The sequence below is a fragment of the Pseudomonas sp. Irchel 3F3 genome, assembly GCF_900187545.1.
GTDB classification, from domain to species: Bacteria; Pseudomonadota; Gammaproteobacteria; order Pseudomonadales; family Pseudomonadaceae; genus Aquipseudomonas; species Aquipseudomonas fortuita.
In genome coordinates this window covers 156240-173421 of sequence record NZ_FYDS01000001.1, presented here as the reverse complement: position 1 = coordinate 173421, position 17182 = coordinate 156240, and the positions used below count along the sequence as shown (strand labels likewise).

14 protein-coding genes and 1 tRNA gene are annotated in these 17182 nt (G+C 63.6%); 6 read left to right on the top strand and 9 right to left on the bottom strand.

All coding sequences use genetic code 11. The features are described 5' to 3' along the window. Positions 1-168: 168 nt before the first annotated feature. On the top strand, positions 169-1317 hold the full coding sequence (locus CKW35_RS00910) for a M14-type cytosolic carboxypeptidase (protein WP_095114813.1): 1149 nt from the start codon (positions 169-171) through the stop codon (positions 1315-1317). Positions 1318-1434: 117 nt separating this feature from the next. Here CKW35_RS00910 and CKW35_RS00905 read toward each other — a convergent pair whose 3' ends face one another. The 7 genes from CKW35_RS00905 to CKW35_RS00875 form a co-directional block, all read right to left on the bottom strand. Continuing rightward, positions 1435-2409 carry a spore coat U domain-containing protein gene (locus CKW35_RS00905; RefSeq protein ID WP_023049350.1) on the bottom strand — a complete coding sequence of 325 codons (975 nt, stop codon included), beginning with the start codon at positions 2407-2409 and terminating at the stop codon, positions 1435-1437. Further along, positions 2400-4697 carry a fimbria/pilus outer membrane usher protein gene (locus tag CKW35_RS00900; RefSeq protein ID WP_095115093.1) on the bottom strand — a complete coding sequence of 766 codons (2298 nt, stop codon included), beginning with the start codon at positions 4695-4697 and terminating at the stop codon, positions 2400-2402. The genes CKW35_RS00905 and CKW35_RS00900 overlap by 10 nt, the downstream gene beginning before the upstream one ends. Before the next feature lie 108 nt (positions 4698-4805). Beyond that, on the bottom strand, positions 4806-5582 hold the full coding sequence (locus CKW35_RS00895) for a molecular chaperone (RefSeq protein WP_016485935.1): 777 nt from the start codon (positions 5580-5582) through the stop codon (positions 4806-4808). A gap of 40 nt (positions 5583-5622) precedes the next feature. After that, on the bottom strand, positions 5623-6126 hold the full coding sequence (locus CKW35_RS00890; RefSeq protein ID WP_016485934.1) for a spore coat U domain-containing protein: 504 nt from the start codon (positions 6124-6126) through the stop codon (positions 5623-5625). A 3-nt stretch (positions 6127-6129) separates the two neighbouring features. Then, complete coding sequence (locus CKW35_RS00885; RefSeq protein ID WP_016485933.1) at positions 6130-6663, bottom strand: spore coat U domain-containing protein; 534 nt, start codon at positions 6661-6663, stop codon at positions 6130-6132. 18 nt (positions 6664-6681) lie between these two features. Continuing rightward, the gene (locus tag CKW35_RS00880) at positions 6682-7218 is read right to left on the bottom strand and encodes a spore coat U domain-containing protein (RefSeq protein ID WP_095114812.1); all 537 of its coding nucleotides are present in this window, start codon (positions 7216-7218) and stop codon (positions 6682-6684) included. A 30-nt stretch (positions 7219-7248) separates the two neighbouring features. Beyond that, positions 7249-7776, bottom strand: coding sequence for a spore coat U domain-containing protein (locus CKW35_RS00875; protein ID WP_095114811.1), 528 nt, complete (start codon positions 7774-7776; stop codon positions 7249-7251). Positions 7777-8045: 269 nt separating this feature from the next. Here CKW35_RS00875 and CKW35_RS00870 point away from each other — a divergent pair, with 269 nt between their 5' ends. The 3 genes from CKW35_RS00870 to CKW35_RS00860 are packed head-to-tail and all read left to right on the top strand — an operon-like array spanning position 8046 to position 13170. After that, positions 8046-10292 (top strand): ATP-binding protein, encoded by a 2247-nt coding sequence (locus tag CKW35_RS00870; protein ID WP_095114810.1) that lies wholly within the window; start codon positions 8046-8048, stop codon positions 10290-10292. Between the two features lie 15 nt (positions 10293-10307). Continuing rightward, the gene (locus CKW35_RS00865; RefSeq protein WP_016485929.1) at positions 10308-10769 is read left to right on the top strand and encodes a response regulator; all 462 of its coding nucleotides are present in this window, start codon (positions 10308-10310) and stop codon (positions 10767-10769) included. A 13-nt stretch (positions 10770-10782) separates the two neighbouring features. Then, entirely contained in the window at positions 10783-13170 is a 2388-nt protein-coding gene (locus CKW35_RS00860; protein ID WP_095114809.1) for a hybrid sensor histidine kinase/response regulator, read from the top strand. Positions 13171-13387: 217 nt separating this feature from the next. Here CKW35_RS00860 and CKW35_RS00855 read toward each other — a convergent pair. Further along, positions 13388-13462 (bottom strand) — tRNA-Gln (locus CKW35_RS00855). A 258-nt stretch (positions 13463-13720) separates the two neighbouring features. On the opposite strand from CKW35_RS00855, the gene CKW35_RS00850 reads away from it, so the two are divergent. After that, positions 13721-13963: a hypothetical protein gene (locus CKW35_RS00850; RefSeq protein ID WP_016485928.1), complete on the top strand. Its 243-nt coding sequence runs from the start codon at positions 13721-13723 to the stop codon at positions 13961-13963. Between the two features lie 127 nt (positions 13964-14090). Beyond that, the gene (gene zapE / locus CKW35_RS00845; RefSeq protein ID WP_095114808.1) at positions 14091-15161 is read left to right on the top strand and encodes a cell division protein ZapE; all 1071 of its coding nucleotides are present in this window, start codon (positions 14091-14093) and stop codon (positions 15159-15161) included. A 125-nt stretch (positions 15162-15286) separates the two neighbouring features. On the opposite strand, the gene CKW35_RS00840 is transcribed toward zapE, so the two are convergent. Next, on the bottom strand, positions 15287-17176 hold the full coding sequence (locus tag CKW35_RS00840; RefSeq protein ID WP_070086769.1) for a propionyl-CoA synthetase: 1890 nt from the start codon (positions 17174-17176) through the stop codon (positions 15287-15289). Between the last annotated feature and the right edge of the window lie 6 nt (positions 17177-17182).

Here is a 17182-nt window from a genome sequence, read left to right as displayed (position 1 = left end):
GCGAAGGGGGACCCGGATGCTGCCATGGCCGTATGACAGTGACGTTAAAGCGCATTCAGCCCAGCGAGCGTACCCGCGCAGGGCCCGCGTATCACCTGATCGCGCGCAGTAACCCTGCCAAGCCGTGTACAGTACCCCTACAACAACGCCCGCAAAGGAGCCCGGCACATGACCGTGACGCTGTCCCCCCTGCAGATCGACTGCGCTTTCGATTCCGGCAACATCCAGGTACTGGATGCCAGCAACCCTGCCCAGGTGCACCTGGCCATCCGGCCGGATACCCACAGCGGCCACTACCAGTGGTTCCACTTCAAGGTCAGTGGACTGACGCCGGGCCAGGTCCATCGCTTCAGCCTCGACAACGCTTCCGGCTCCTCGTACAAAAACGCCTGGAGCGGTTACAACGCGGTGGCCTCCTACGACCAGCAAACCTGGTTCCGCGTGCCCAGCCAGTTCGACGGCACAGCGCTGTCGTTCGAAGTGACAGCGGAGCAGGACCAGATCTGGTTCGCCTACTTCGAACCCTACCCACGCGCGCGTCACAACCAGCTGATCGAGCGTGCTCGCCAAATCCCTGGGGTCGAGTTGCTGGCCAGCGGTCGCAGTGTGCAGGGCCGCGATATTCCCCTGCTGCGAGCCGGCGATGGCGCGGCTGGCAAGCGCAAGCTGTGGCTGATTGCCCAGCAGCACCCGGGTGAGCACATGGCCGAATGGTTCATGGAAGGCGTGATCGACCGCCTGCAAGCCAACGACGAGGTGCTCCAGGGCTTGCTGGCCAAGGCCGACCTGTACCTGATCCCCAACATGAACCCCGACGGCGCGTTCCTCGGTCACCTGCGCACCAATTTCAAGGGCAAGGACCTCAACCGTGCCTGGCAGGACGCCAGCGTCGAGCTGACGCCGGAGGTATTCTTCGCCCAGGCGCAGATGAAGCGGTACGGCGTGGATGCGTTCATTGACGTGCATGGTGACGAAGAAATTCCGCACGTATTCACCGCCGCCTGTGAGGGCAACCCGGGCTACACCCCACGGCTGGCAAAACTCGAAGAGCAGTTCCGCAGCCTTTTGTGCAGCGTGACCCGCGACTTCCAGACCGTGCACGGCTATACCCGCGACGAGCCCGGGCAGGCGAATACCACGTTGGCCTGCAATGCCGTGGGCATGGCCCATGACTGCCTGTCGCTGACGCTGGAGATGCCGTTCAAGGAGCACGACGACGCGCCCGATGCGGTTGCCGGCTGGTCGGGGGCGCGCTCGAAGGCACTGGCCGGAGCGGTGCTGAAGACCCTGGCGGAGATGGTTGGCGACTTGCGCTAGCCTTGCCTCACGCGGCCCCGGCAATCGGTGCTGGGTCTGCCATCTCGGGGCTGCTGCGCAGCCCTGTCGCGACACAAGGCCGTTCCTACAGGGAACCGAGGCAGGAATGGGGTTCAGTCAAAACTGCACATCCAGTATCACGCTGTCGGAATAGGTGGCTGCCGGCGGTGTAGCCTGGTCGGTATAGACCTTGGCGTTGTAGTTGAACACCTGGCTACCCGTGCCTGTACCCGCGCCGGGGTTTACGTCGGCATCCGTGCTGGAGCGTCTGGCGGCACCCGATGAACCCCAGCGCACCGTCCCGGAACTTTTGAAGATGTCATACGCCAGGTAGTTGTTGGCCGCCGACTTCATTCGCCGGCGACCATTGGCCACGTTCTGCCCATCATTCAAGCCCACCGTATAGCTGCTGCCCTTGGTGCACGAAACGCTCAGGCTCTGGCTTACTGTGCCGAACCCGGCCACCACCGGGGCGCTGGCGAAATTGATGTCAGGCGTGGTGATCTGGCAGTCGTTCGTCACGGTCAGGCTCACGGTAAGGCTTGCAGAGCCAGCGCTATTGTCACGCCCGATGCAAAGCCCACCGATGGCAATCCCTTCGCAATAGTTCCATGCCCACCCCAGCGACAGGGTTTCCTGGTACAACCCCGCTGCAACGTTACTGCCAATCTGTGTGCGGATATAGAGCGGCACCGCCTTGGGCGTGCCGTTGAGCAGGCCGAGCAGGTCGAGAATACCGGTGCGACCAAACTCGAAGGCTACATTCCGGGTAATCGGGAAGTTGGTGGTGGCATCGGCATACAGGGTGTAAGGGATAACATCACCAGTAGGCCCTACCAACCCGCCAGTGGCCGGGGTCACGGTCAGCTTGAACGAGTCACTGCTGCTGAGCACACTCAGCACCGTTCCGTTGCACTGCAAGCCCGCGTTGCTGGTAGAGGCGGCTTGGCTGGCCAGGCGTACCTGGGTCGAATTGACTGCGCCGAACAGCACCGGCAAGGTCGACACTACCGTGCACTTGGCCCAGGCCGAGCCAGCCCACAGCAGCAGTATAACGGCCGACAACATGCGCCAACCCGTCTTCATCTGCATACCAACGGGCCAATCAGGGGGATCGAACCTTCAGCCTTGGGCAGGTCGAAGGCCACCTCACAATGTCCACCACCCTCAACCTCTACCTGCAGGCTGTTATGCGGCGAGAGGTTCTCCAGGTACACCAGCCCATCCCAACCGACCACCGCCTGGCTGCCGCTTTCAGCATGGGTAACGCGGCTACCCAGCTTGAGCGCCTGCTGGTTGCTGTCCACCAGTTCGACACTGGCCGCCATCACACGCTTGAGCGGGAACTCCAGCAGGTAGCCACTGCCCCGTCGTACCGCCACCCGCTGCTCGACGCTTGGCGCGAGGACGTCCGGCGGCAGGTCCATGGGGTCGATTTCATATTTGCCACGGTAGTAACCGCTGCTGTACGGCACCAGCAAGTGCCCATTGCCATCGGTACGGCCGACCTCCTGGTTTTCATAGCGCACCGGCACATCGGCGTAGCCTGCGGTACTGACCACCACGAAGGCATCGTCGATGCGGTTGGCGGCGAACACCCCGGCATCCATCCACACCAGGGAGCCACTGGCATCGGCCCAGCGTGTCATCTCGCCGCTGCTGCCATACACACCGGCTTGCAACTGCACCGACTGCAAGCGCCAGGTGACGTCTGCCTGCCGGTAGGCATCACGGTCGCTGCCTGCCGCATAGCCCAGGTTGTAGCCGACGCCGACACCCGCCGGGACCGCATGGCTGTAGTTCACCCGTTGCAGGGTCTCGCCTTCTTTGCTGCGCTCCATGCCCAGCGCCAGGGTGCCGTGCAGGTCGAACGGGATCACCAGTTGCGCCTGCACGGCCCACTGGCTGTCACCCACTTCACGGTTGGCAGACAGGTACACACTGCTGCTGCCCCATAGCGGCCTGCTGTAGCTCAGGTTGATCAGCCGGGTACGCGTGCCATCCCCGGCGCGCACGTCGAAGTAACCGGCGCCAATGCTGCCGTACTCGTTCAGGTTGAGGCTGAGGGTGACCTGTTCGCTGCTTTTGCTCAGTTGCATGTCCTGGGAGTCGACCCGGGTCAGGTCGGCATAGTCGCCGCGGCGTTGCAGGCGCTGGTAGCTGAAGCCGATGCGCTGGCTGTTGTACTGGTAACCGAGGGCAACCTGGTGGCCTGTGTCACCGTCGAAGCGGCTTTGCGCCAAGGCGGCGTTGAGCACGCCGAAGGTGCCCAGGCGCATGTTGCCGCCCAAGCCGCCAAGCATTAGCGACTCGGCTGTTTCGGCGTGGGTTTCCAGGGTGAAGGTGTCGCTGAGCCCGTAGCGCAGGCTGCCCGAGGCAACACCCGGCCCGTAGCTGAAATCGCGCACGGCGTAATCACGCCGCAGGCTACCGGCGGCCACCGAGTAGTCAGAAAGGCCCTTCTGCAGCAAGCTGCTGGTGACATAGAACGGTAAGGTGGTCGACACCTGCCGGCCCAGGGCGTCCGTGGTGACCACCACCGCCTCCCCGGCACCATTGATGAACGGCACGTTGGTCAGGGTGTACGGGCCCGGCTGCAGCTCGGTGGTGCTGGACTTGAACCCGTTTATGAACAGGTCGAGCGATGTCGGCACCGCTGCTTCGCCTGCGAACGCCGGCAACGGGTAAGTGACCAGATCGGGGCGCGCAGCGAAGTCGCGCGACAGCTGCACGCCGCCTACCCGCACAGAACTGCTCCATGGCAAGGCCCCGGTCACGAAATCACCGGCTTCGTAAGTGAGCAGGCGCTGTTCGTCGGTGAAGCGCCAGGTGGTGTCGTAACGCATGAAGCCTTGGCGGGTATCGTCCGCCTGCGCGCCATTGAATGACTGGCGCCATTGCCCGGTACTGGAAAAGGTCCCCCAACTGTCGAACAGGCGCAGCTCGTTCCAGGCTGCCAGGTAGGTGCCGCCTTCATCGGTGTCGTTCAGGTAGAGGTCGTAATTGAACAGGGCGCCGAAACTGCTGCGCGCGTCGCTGGCCGGGTACAGGTTGCGATCACCCACCTGCTGGTCTGGCAACCAGGCCGGCGGTACCTGCAACAGCAAACGCTGGTTCTGGCTGTCATAGTCGGTGTGTAGCCCCGCGATGCTTTCCAGGGCTACCTCGCCTTGGGGGTTGCCCGGTAACGAGATACCGGCTGCCCGCAATACCTCGCTGCCCAGGTACAACTGCCCGGCCCGCTGCTGCACCGGCACCAGTTCAGCCCTTGGCATCTGGTTCACCACCAGGTCGAGGTACAGGGTAGCGTCGGCGATGGCGGACATCTCCGTGGGTGGCGGGGGCAGGTCGTCGGCCAGCGCCAGCACCGGGCTGGCCATGGCCAGCAACAGGCACCTGCGGCGCGTCGTCGCCAAGAGCCATTTCACACACGGTTTCCAACCATTGCCGGGTCCTCCCTGGCCCCTGCACTGCATTCAATCGTTGACTCATTGGCCTTGGCGGATGGCGTCCGCTGCGCTCTGGCCATTGACCCTGCCCTTCAGCACGCTGCCGCTGGAGGCCGCCATGGGAGCAGGCCAGCGCATGCTGGCGCCCGGTAGCACATAGCCCAACAGGCCTTCAGCCAGTGGCTTGCTCTGGCTGCCTTGCTGCACCACTACATCGGTCAGCCGCGCATGCACGGGGCCGGTGTTACGCAGTTCAACGTAAGGTTTGCCCTGCACCGTCACCGGCCGCCAGCTGACCTGCGGCTTGCCCACGCCCTCGGCATTGCGTTTGCCTTCAGGGTCGGCCTTACCCCAAAGCCCTTCGCCATAAACGAACAGCGGCACCGAATAACGCATCTGCAAACGAATCGCCGCCGTGGCACCGGGCTCGGCCTTGTCGACCGGGATGGCGGGCGGGATCTCGTCGATGATGATGCGGTAGGCCTGCTCCTGGCCGGCAGGTGAAGGGCCAGTTCGGGTCAGGCGGATCAGCTGCTTTTGCCCGGGGGCAATGTTCGCGACAGGCGGGCTGCCGATGATCTCGCGCTGCGCCTGGAACTGCTCCTGATAATCACCCTGGCGCCAGGCGAATACCCGCACCTGCAGGTTGGCCGGCGCAGTGCCCCGGTTTTCCAGCCACAGTGCACCGGCCTTCTGGTCGGCCTCCAGCACCGGGTCGATCGGCCAGATCAGCACCGAGGTGGCTGCCCCGGCCGGCAGGCTCGCCAGCCAGAACAAGCCTATCAATCCACGCGCCCACTTCGCGCCTGCCCGCATGCAGCTCTCCTTAAACACTTGTCGTTGGTGGCGCTGGCGATTACCAGGTCACCGTCACTTGCACCACATCGGTGTAGGTCCCAGCCGGCAGCACGCCGGTCAGCTGGACCCGCCCGTAGACCGGCAGCTTGATCGCCGTCGGGTCGGAATAGCTCACGGCCACGCTTTGGCCGATGCCCAGGCTCTGGCTGTAGGCCGCGTCCCGGTACAACTGGTAAGCCAGCACTTGCGTGCCGGAGGTGCGCTTCAAATTGCGTGTGCCACTGGCACTGTTCTGCCCACCGTCCAGGCTCATGCTCATGGCCACGCCCGGCGTGCACTGGAAGGTCACTGTAGTGCCACCCAGCGACGTGCTGAGCAACCCCTTGGAAAGCGCCGACTGTGAGCCATAATCGAGCGTGCCGTAACTGGTGACACCGCCCACCACCAGGCACCCGGCAACCACCTGCGCTGTGACTGTGAAGGTACTGGTGGTCACCGCCCCCAACGGGGCGGCCAACAGCATGCCGACTCCGGTCATGCCACCTGCCAGCCAGCCGCGCATGGCTCAGAACGACAGTTCGACCGAGATGGTGTCGCTGTAGACTCCTGCAGGCAGGCCCGCCTTGCCCACGGCCTTGCCGTAGAGGTTGACGGTCTGGGCCACGCCCGTGCTGGTCGGCAGGGTGATGGTGCCGTCAATGGCCAGTAAGGTCGTGCGCCCGGTGTCGGTGTACAGGTCATACGGCACAAAGTTGCCGGCCCCATCGGCGAGCGCACGCGTGCCACCGCTCGACTGGCCGTCATGCAGGCCTGCGCGCACCTTGATCGCAGGCACCGTACCCGCCGAGCACAGGATGCTCATGGCACCGCCGCCGCCGCCGAGCACCTGGGCATTGGCGGTGACGAACAAGGCATCCTGGGTACCGAAGTTCAAGGCACCGAAGTTGAGCCCCGACGTCCCCGAACTACCATTTACCTGGCACGCCGAAATCAGCGTCAGGGTCGAGTTGATGCTGCCGGTCACCGTGGCGGCCTGGGCCTGTGAAGCCAAGGCCAGGCCCAGGCCTGCGAGCATGCAGCATGTAAGGTTCGTTCGCATCGGAGTCTCCTTGCGTGGTTACCAGTCCAGGGTCACTCTGAGGGTGTCGCGGTACAGCCCGGCCGGCAGTGCACGCGCTGGTGCCACTACCACGCCATAAATCGGGATTGGCACCTGCTGGGTGCTGTTGATGGTAAAAGCACGCGCTTGGCCGATGGCGTAGCGGCTATTACCGCCTGGGTCGACCGCCAGTTGATAAGGGATGAGTTCTCGGCCATTACTCAACCGGCGCACCCCGTCGTCGCCATTCAGTCCACCATTGATCCGTACATTAAAGGCCCGCACTTCGGGCGTGCAGCTGATCTGCAGGGTGCCCGCGCCGCCCGCCTCATCAACCCGGCTGCGCAGGGGCTGGTCCCAGTTCGGGCCGCGCTCGCCAAAATCCAGCACCCCTGGGTTGCCCAGCACAGCCGGTTGCGTGTCGTTGCTGCTGATCTGGCAGGCTGCACTGATCACCAACCGCGCCTGGATGAAACCGGTGGTGCTGCCGTGCGCCTCACCGCCGGGAACCAGCAGCGGGCCAAGGGTTAGCAACAAGATCGAGATGCGGTTCATGGCGTGGCGTCCTTGAGCATGGCGGCGTCCCTACCAGGTGACCGTGACTTTGAGCAGGTCGGCGTAAACCCCTGCATTCGGCACCCACGCCAGTTTGTCGATGCGTGCGTACAACGGCAGCTCCACCGAGCCACTGCCCGGCACCCTTGCCGACTGGGCGACCCCTACCGCAAGCGGCTCACGCCAGGCAGCGTCGCGGTACAAGCGATAGGGGATGGGCCGAGCCGTGCGGTCGTCGCTGGCCAGGTAGCGCAGCTCGCCGGCGCCACCATGCTGGCCACCATCGACATGCACCTGATACGGCGTGTCCGGATTGCATTCAAGGCGCGGGGGACGCTGGCTGAGCAAAACACCGCTCATCGGCGCGCCGGGGCCGTCCAGGCGTGCCGACGAGCCCAGGTCAATGCGCCCGAGGGCCTGGGCACCCGCGTCGCGGGGCTGGTTGACCAGCATGCAACCGCGCTGCACCAGCACACGCACTTCCACGAGAAAATCCGCTGCTACGGTACTGCCGCTGAACAACAGGCCCAATACCGCTGCCATTAAGCGCTCCGTCACCTTGTTATCCTTGTCGAAACGTCCTGAACAGAGCGTAGCAGTGAGGCAGGGCAACGACGGTGGCACCCAACCGTTTTTTGGTATTAGCGATAAAGCGATAGCGCCCCGTTAAAAAAAACCCGAAACGGCGCAGAACCACAGGCGAACTCCATGTCTCCAATGGCCGAGGGCCGGTAAATGTGCCTGGTTTCTGGTAGGCTGAAGAGCGTTCATCCAGCGCCAGGCGCCTATGCCATACATGGACGGACATGACAGGAGCGTTTTCATTGATGACTGCAGACACCACGCTGGCAGAAGCCATGGAGCGCTGTGCCCGGGAACCTATCCACGTGCCGAGCAGCGTCCAGCCCCACGGTTTTCTGCTGGTGCTGGACCCCATCGACCTGTGCGTGCTGCAGGCCAGTGAAAACGTCGAGCACTGGCTGGGCTTGCCGGCCCGTGAACTGATCGGTTGCCCTTTCGCCAACCTGGTCAGCGATGGCTTTGACCTGCACACGCAACTGGCACGGCTGCCTGAAGATGAAATCTTCCCCTTTCACATCGGGGATGTGCGCTTGTCCCAAGGTGCGCCTTACGGCACCCCGCTGCATTTGCTGGTGCACGGCCACGACGACGTACTGATTGCCGAATTCGAACCTCCGTGTTTATCGCCGGAACTGGCGGGGCAAGGCGACTATTACCCGCTGGTGCGCAACTTTGTCGGCAGCCTGCAATTGGCCAGCAGCCTCGAAGACCTGCTGCAGCAAACGGTGTTGCAGCTCAAGCGCATTACCGGCTTTGGCCGGGTCAAGGCGTACCGTTTCGATGCCGAGGGCAACGGCCAGGTACTGGCCGAGGCGGTTGACCCAAGTTACCCCGCTTACCTGGGGTTGTGCTTCCCTGCTGCAGACATCCCGCGCCAGGCGCGCGAACTGTACCGGGTCAACCGCATCCGCGTGATCGAGGATGCCAACTATCAACCCTCGCCCCTGCTCCCGGCGCTCAACCCACGTACAGGCAAGGCACTGGACATGAGTTTTGCCGCGCTGCGCAGTGTCTCGCCGGTGCACCTGCAATACATGCGCAACATGGGTACGCTGGCTTCGATGTCGCTGTCGATCGTGGTCGACGGCGAGCTGTGGGGGCTGGTGTCCTGCCACCATCAACAGCCGCGCGCGGTGGACCTGCGTACCCGTACAGCCTGCGAGTTGCTGGCCAGTGTGCTGTCGCTGCAGATCGAATCGCGCGAGTCCCATGCCAACACGCGCAAGCTGCTGGCATTGCGCCAACACATCGTGCGCATGATTTCGTCCATGGCCGACCACGACAGCGTCAGTGATGGCCTGCGTGACCTGCCCCAGGTGTTGCTGGCTTTTGCCGATGCCCAGGGCGCCGCCGTCATCTCGGCCGAACGCTGTGACCTGATCGGCCAGACGCCGCCTGAAGCCCAGGTGACCGCGCTGGTGCACTGGCTTGGCCAGCGCGGCGAAGACACTGTATTCCACAGTGACAACGTGCGCCGCGACATCACTGACCTGCCCGAGCTCGCTGCCCATGCCGGCGGCGTACTGGCGGTGGCCATCTCGCAGATCCACTCGCACTACCTGCTGTGGTTCCGGCCAGAGCAAGTGCGCACGGTGAACTGGGCGGGCCAGCCGATCAAGCAGGTCGGGCCGCAGGGCAACCTCGACCCGCGGCACAGTTTCGAACGCTGGCAGGAAGAACTGCGCGGCTACAGCGAGCCTTGGGACCCGCTGGTGATCGAGGGCGTACTGGAACTGCGCACCGCCGTGCTTGGCATCGTCCTGCGTAAAGCAGAAGAACTGGCCCAGCTGGCGGGTGACCTGCGCCGTTCGAACAAGGAACTCGAAGCGTTTTCCTACAGTGTTTCCCACGACCTGCGCGCCCCCCTGCGGCACATCGCGGGCTACACCGAACTGCTGGGCGAACTGGAAGGCCAGGGCCTGAGCGAGCGCGGCAAGCGCTTCCTGAATCATATCGGCGAAGCGGCGAACTTCGCCGGTAGCCTGGTCGACAACTTGCTCAACTTCTCGCAGATGGGCCGCTCGGCCCTGCGCCTGTCCGACGTGGACCTCAATACGCTGGTCGATGCCATTCGCAGCGAGCTGGCCCCCGATTACGAAGGCCGCGCAATCGTTTGGGACATCGCTCCGCTACCCAAGGTAATTGGCGATCCGGCCTTCATCAACCTGGCGCTGCGCAACCTGATCGCCAATGCAATCAAGTACACGCGCGGCCGTTCACCTGCACACATCGGGATCAGTGCGGTGCTGCATCCGGGCGAAACCGAGATCTGCATTCGCGACAATGGCGTGGGCTTCGACATGGCCTATGCAAGCAAGCTGTTCGGTGTATTCCAGCGCCTGCACCGCATGGAAGACTTCGAGGGCACAGGGATTGGCCTTGCCAGTGTGCGCCGCATCATCGAGCGCCATGATGGCCGGGTCTGGGCAGAAGGCCAGACCGACCAGGGCGCAAGCTTCCACTTTACCCTCCCCCGAAACACTGCTACCTGAGGCACCGCTACTATCATGCTCAAACCCATCCTGCTGGTCGAAGACAACCCCCGGGACCTGGAACTGACCCTGCTGGCCCTGGAACGCAGCCAGTTGGCCAACGAGGTCATCGTGCTGCGCGATGGCGCCGACGCACTCGACTACCTGCTGCGCCGCAACAGCTATGCCACACGCGATGACGGCAACCCTGCCGTGCTGTTGCTGGACCTGAAACTGCCCAAGGTCGATGGCCTGGAAGTGCTGAAGGAAGTACGCGCCACTGCCGAACTGCGCAGCATCCCCACGGTAATGCTGACCTCCTCGCGGGAGGAGCCCGACCTGTTGCGTGCCTATGAACTTGGGGTCAACGCCTACGTGGTCAAACCGGTAGATTTCAAGGAATTCGTCGCCGCCATTTCCGACCTCGGGATATTCTGGGCAGTGCTTAACGAACCGCCACCCGGCTCACTGCGGCTGAATCGTCGCGGTAGCAATTGAGGCCGCCGCAACGATGCAGCAAACACCATTGAAACTGCTGATGGTCGAAGACAGCTCGATGGACGCCGAGCTTACCCTGATGCGTCTGGAGCGCAGCGGGCTGCATGTGCAGTCACAGCTTGTGTTCGACCATGTGGGGGTTGAACATGCCCTGCGTGAGGCACGCTACGATCTGATCCTGTGCGACTGCGTCCTGCCGGGGTCGTCTGGCACCGAGGTGCTGGCCATCTCGCAGCGTTTGGCACCGGACACTCCGTTCATCTTCTTGTCTGGCATCTACGGCGAAGAGCACGCGGTGGAGATGATCCGCCTGGGCGCCACTGACTATGTGCTGAAGAAGAACCTGCCACTGCTGCCCAAGGCGGTACGCCGGGCCCTGACCGAAGTGCAGGAACGCCAGCGCCGGCGCCGCGCCGAAGAGGCCCTGGTCGACGTCGAAGCACGTGCGCGGATTGCCATCGATGCCGCCGGCATGGGCACCTGGGACCTGCGCCCACAAGAGCACCTGTTGCTGTGGGACGACCGCTGCAAGATCCTGTTCGGCCTGCCTGTCAGCACCGAAATGAGCCTTGAAGTGTTCTACGACGGCATCTACCCGGACGACCTGCCAATGGTACGTGAGGCCGTGGAACACGCCATGCGCCCGGAGAGCGGCGGCCGCTATCGGGTCGAATTTCGCATCGCGCAACCCAACGGCCTGGAACCACGCTGGTTGCTCAGCAGCGGCCAGAGCCAGTTCGTCGATGGCCAGTGCGTGCGTTTTTCCGGCGTGCTGCAGGACGTCAACACGCAACGCCTGGCCACCCAGGCGCTGCGTCAGCTCAACGAGATGCTGGGAGAAAGGGTCGAGCGCCGCACCCGCGAACGCGACCGTGCCTGGGAGCTGTCGCAGGACCTGCTGGCAGTGTTGAACAAAGACCTGACCCCAGTCGCACTGAACCCTGCATGGGAAGCCAGCCTGGGCTTCTCCCGCGAGCGCCTGAGCCAAACGTCATTGCTGCACCTGCTGCCCGAGCCCGACCAGGAACTGCTGCTGACCGAATTGGCCGCCCTCGCCCATGGCCGTACCAGCGTACGTTTCGTCGGCCGCATCCTGCACGCCGGCGGCCAGCAACGCTGGCTGTCGTGGGTGGTGGTGCCTGAAGACACCCTGCTGTACGTGGTGGCACGCGACATCACCAGCGAGCGCGAAGCCGCCTTGGGCCTTGCAGAGGCCAACGCCCGCCTGCGTGAACAGATCAACGAACGCGAGCGCATCGAGGCGGCGCTGCAGCAGATGCAGCGGCTCGAAGCAGTCGGCCAGCTGACCGCTGGCGTGGCCCACGACTTCAACAACCTGCTGACGGTGATCCTCACCGGCGCCAGCTTCCTTGAGCGCGACCTGGCCAAGGCCGACCTGGACAAGGCCCGCACGCGCCTCACCCACATCCGCGAAGCGGGCGAGCGTGGCGCCAAATTGACGTCGCAGTTGCTGGCTTTCTCGCGCCGCCAGCGCCTGGAGCCGGTAGCACTTAACCTCAACCAGACCCTGACCGGCCTGGAAGAACTGTTGCGCCGCACATTGGGGGGCAACATCTCAGTGCGCCTGGACCTGGACCAGGCCCTGTGGCAGGCACTGACCGACCCCACCCAGACAGAGATGATCATCCTGAACCTGGCGATCAATGCCCGCGATGCCATGCCTGACGGCGGCCAACTGACCCTGACTACCCGCAACACCCGCATCGACACCCGCCCGCAACGCCCGGAAGATCCGGATCCCGGCGAGTATGTAATGCTGAGCATCCGCGATACCGGCTGCGGCATGAACGAAGAGGTGCTGACCAAGGTATTCGAGCCGTTTTTCACCACCAAGGACATCGGCAAGGGTTCGGGCCTGGGTCTGGCCCAAGTGTTCGGCTTCGCCAAACAGTCCGGGGGAGGCGTGCACATCGACACCGCGCCTGGCCAGGGCACCCAGGTGGCGGTGTACCTGCCAGCAGTAAAGGACCAGGCCGTCAGTGAGCCCGTGGTACCGATGCTCAACCAGCCAGTCAGCGAAAGTGGCCGCAACCGCACGGTGTTGCTGGTGGACGATGACCATCTGGTGCGTGACATGCTTGGCGATGTGCTGCGCCAGTATGGCTACCAGGTACGTCAGGCGCACAGCGGCGAGCAGGCATTGGCGTTGCTGGACGATGAAATCGATCTGCTGCTTACCGATTTCGCAATGCCCGAATTCAACGGCGCACAATTGGCGTTGGCTGCGCGCGAAGGGTACCCCCAGTTGCCGGTGGTGTTCCTGACTGGCTATGCAGAGCTGCAAGGGCTGGAGCTACCGGGCAGCGTGGTGATCCAGAAGCCTGTGCAGAGTGATCAGCTGGCCAGGGTGCTGAACGAGATGCTGGGCATTACCGGGTAACCCGCGGCTGTAAGAGCGGCCTTGCCGGGGCGCGGGACCGGTCGGATGGGCTGCATGGCAGCCCCAAGGATTGCAGATCCCCGGGGCTGCTGCGCAGCCCATCGCAACACAAGGCCGCTTCTGCAGGGATTGCGGATCGATGAGAACACTGCGGAAACGACAAAACCCAGCGCCTATTTTTCTAAGCACCGGGTGACATACGTTTTAATCTGAAAAATGGCAGGGGCGGCTGGATTCGAACCAACGCATGGCAGGATCAAAACCTGCTGCCTTACCGCTTGGCGACGCCCCTGTATCGGATGCAGCATTCGCTGCTCTGACAATTCCAACTGAGTGACAACTGGGTTGTTGTCTTGGAATGCGCGGCACTTTAACAACAAACTTTCGGTCTGTGAACCCCCTGATGAAAAAAATTACCAAAAAACAGCGGGTTAGTCATTTCAGTGGTGCGAGAACGACCATCCGTCGCTTTCCTTCCGCTTCGCTTCAACACAATCGCATTCCTCCCTTCCAATCAGATAAGCCCATTGCATTGACCAAGGAGGACCTCATGCCTGTCTCCCACGACCTCTACCAGGACCTGCACTACCCGCGTGAAATCGTCCAGCAACGCCGCCAGCAGGACAAGGCGCTTGACCGGCTGCTGGACGAGTATGTGGACATCGACAACCAGGTACTGGCCGCCGAATCGATCTCGGCGGGCAACTTCGTCGACGAAGACCTGCGCCACCTCAAGGAGCGCCGCCTGGCAGTGAAGTACATGATCGAGCGCCAGCTGGAGCGCAAGGGCTAGGCAAAGCGGGTGTGCGGCCCGACCTATCGCATGAAGTGATCATTGCCGGTCACTTTCTGTATTAGTCAAAACGGCCGCCCTCGGGCAAGCTGCACGCTGCCCCGCCATCGCCCAAGGAGCGTTGCCTGTGTCTGCCTGGATCCCTGCCCCACTGCGCCAGCTTGGCCAGCGCCTGCGCGGCGCCCCCGTCAACCAGAGCGAACTGCTTGACGGGTTCGAGGACAAAGCCCGAAGCCGGGGTTACCAGCTCAGTGACGGCCAGCGACAGGTGATCCACTGCATGGCCGAACAACTGGTACTGCTTGAACACGGCCAGCCGCGCAGCCTGTACCTCTATGGGGCGGTGGGGCGCGGCAAGAGCTGGCTACTGGACGGCTTCTTCCAGGCGGTGCCGGTCGAGGCCAAGCGCCGCCTGCATTTTCATGACTTCTTTGCCCGCCTTCATCAGGGCATGCACCGCCATCGAGCCCTGGACGATGCGTTGGGCGCGACCCTCGACGAACTGGTGGGCGGCTGCCAGGTGTTGTGCTTCGACGAATTTCACGTGCATGACATCGGCGATGCCATGCTGCTTACCCGCTTGTTCAACGCGCTGTTCGCCCGTGGCGTGTTCCTGCTGGTGACCTCCAACTATGCGCCCGAAGGGCTATTGCCCAACCCGCTGTACCACGAGCGCTTCCTGCCGGTAATCCGTCTGATCAACGGGCGCATGCAAGTGCTGGAGGTGGGTGGCGACACCGACTTCCGTAGCTTGCCAGCCAATCGCGAGCACCAGCGGTTTACCCAGGGCCACTATGTATGGCCAGGGACGGCAGCACAGCGCCAGGCGCTGAGCGTGCCGCACGAGCAGCCGGTCATGCTTGAAGTGAACAAACGCCCGCTGCGTGCGCTGGCTATCGATGGCCGGCGGGTGGTACTTGGCTTTGACGATTTGTGTGAAAAAGCCACCGCGGTGATCGACTACCTGGCGCTGGCGCAGCAGTACGATGAATGGATCATCGATGGTCTGGATGACCTGGCGCAGTGCTCGCTGGCGGCCCAGCAGCGCTTCGTCAACCTGGTGGATGTGTTGTATGACCAGGACCGACAGGTGACGGTGATTGGCAAACGGCCGCTGGAAGAGAGCCTGGGCGGCCCACTCGCCGACCTGATGCGTACCCGCAGCCGGCTGGGGCAACTGCACCAGGTAGCCCCCTAGACCTGAATTGCCCGCACCGGCCTCATCGCCGGCAAGCCGGCTCCCACAGGTACCGCGCAGGCTTCAGGGTCTGTGACCAACCTGTGGGGGCTGGCTTGCCGGCGATGAGGCCCTGAGGTCAAGCATCAACCCGCCCTGGGCAAATCCGCCAGCACCGCCTCGATCTCCCCAAGCACCGCCGGGTCGTCCAGGGTAGAAGGCGGTACGTAATCCTGCCCATCGGCAATCTTGCGCAGCACCGCGCGCAAGATTTTCCCCGAGCGGGTCTTGGGCAGCCGCTTCACCAGCCGAACCCGGTTGAAACAGGCCAGCGGGCCAATCGACTCGCGCACGCTACCCACCAGGTCCACCAGCAACTGCGCCTCGGCAATGCCCTCGCCGTCCTTGAGGACAACCAGCGCCAACGGCACTTGCCCCTTGATTTCATCATGAACGCCAATCACCGCACACTCGGCCACTGCCGGGTGGCAGGCCACCAGGTCCTCCATTTCGCCGGTAGACAGCCGGTGCCCGGACACGTTGATCACGTCATCCGTGCGCCCCATGATGTAGACAAAACCGTCATCATCCAGAAAGCCGCCGTCGCCCGTGTGGTAATACCCCGGGTAGGTGCGCAGGTAAGCCTGCAAGTAACGCTCGTGGTCGCCCCACAGGGTCTGGCTGCACCCAGGCGGCAGTGGCAAGGCAATGACGATCGAGCCCTGGTGGTTGGGGCCCAGCAAGTGGCCCTCGTCATCCAGCACCCGCACGTGATAACCCGGCACCGCCCGGTTGCTTGAGCCCGGCTTCGCCGCACTGCCTTCCAGCCCCACACAGGGCGCGGTGACCGGCCAGCCGGTCTCGGTCTGCCACCAGTGGTCGTGCACCGGTTTGCCAGTGACCCGCTCCAGCCATTCATGGGTGCTGGAATCGAGCTTCTCACCCGCCAGGAACAGCTGACGCAGCGAGCTGAGGTCGTGCCTGCGGATCAACTCGCCCTCCGGATCTTCCTTGCGGATGGCACGCATGGCGGTAGGCGCACAGAACAGCGCGTTGACCTTGTACTGCTCCACCACCCGCCAGTAGGCCGAAGCATCCGGGGTGCGGATCGGCTTGCCTTCGTAAAACACGGTGGTGCAGCCGCTCATCAGCGGCCCATAGACGATCAGCGAATGGCCGACCACCCACCCTACATCGGAAATGCCCCACCACACGTCGCCGGCCTGCATGCCATAGATATGGCGCATGGCATAGCACAGCGCCACGGCATTGCCGCCATTTTCCCGGACGATGCCCTTGGGTTTGCCGGTGGTACCCGAGGTGTACATGATGTACAGCGGGTCGCCGGCATCCAGCTCGACCGGAGCCACCGGCTGGGCGCCGGCCAACGCTGCCTGCCAGTCCAGGTCGCGGCCTGGGTGCAGTGCAGCCTGCGCCTGCGGTCGTTGCAGCACCAGCACATTGCGCGGCTGGTGCCGGGCCAGCTGCAGGGCGCGGTCGACCAGCGGCTTATAGGCAATCACCTTGTCGAATTCCAGCCCGCAAGATGCCGTCAACAGCAGCGTGGGCCGGGCGTCATCGATGCGCAAAGCCAGCTCGTTGGCGGCAAAGCCGCCGAACACCACCGAATGCACTGCACCGATCCGCGCGCAGGCCAGCATGGCCATGGCCGCTTGCGGCACCATGGGCATATAGATGATCACCCCGTCGCCCTTTGTCACCCCTAGCTGGCGCAGCAAACCGGCCAGTTGCGCCACTTCATCGCGCAGCTGGTTGTAGGTGTAGGCCTGCTGCACGCCGGTGACTGGCGAATCGTAGACCAGCGCCAACTGCTCGCCACGGCCCTGCTCGATCTGGTGATCGAGGGCCAGGTAGCAACTGTTCAGGCGGCCGTCGGCGAACCAGCGGTGGGTACCGTCGGGGTTGTCTTGCAGGATGACGGCAGGCTTGCGGTGCCAGGCCAGGTGCGCGGCCTGTTCCGCCCAGAAAGCGGCAGGGTCGGAAATGGAATGGGCGTAGCTGTGCTGATAGCTCATATCGAA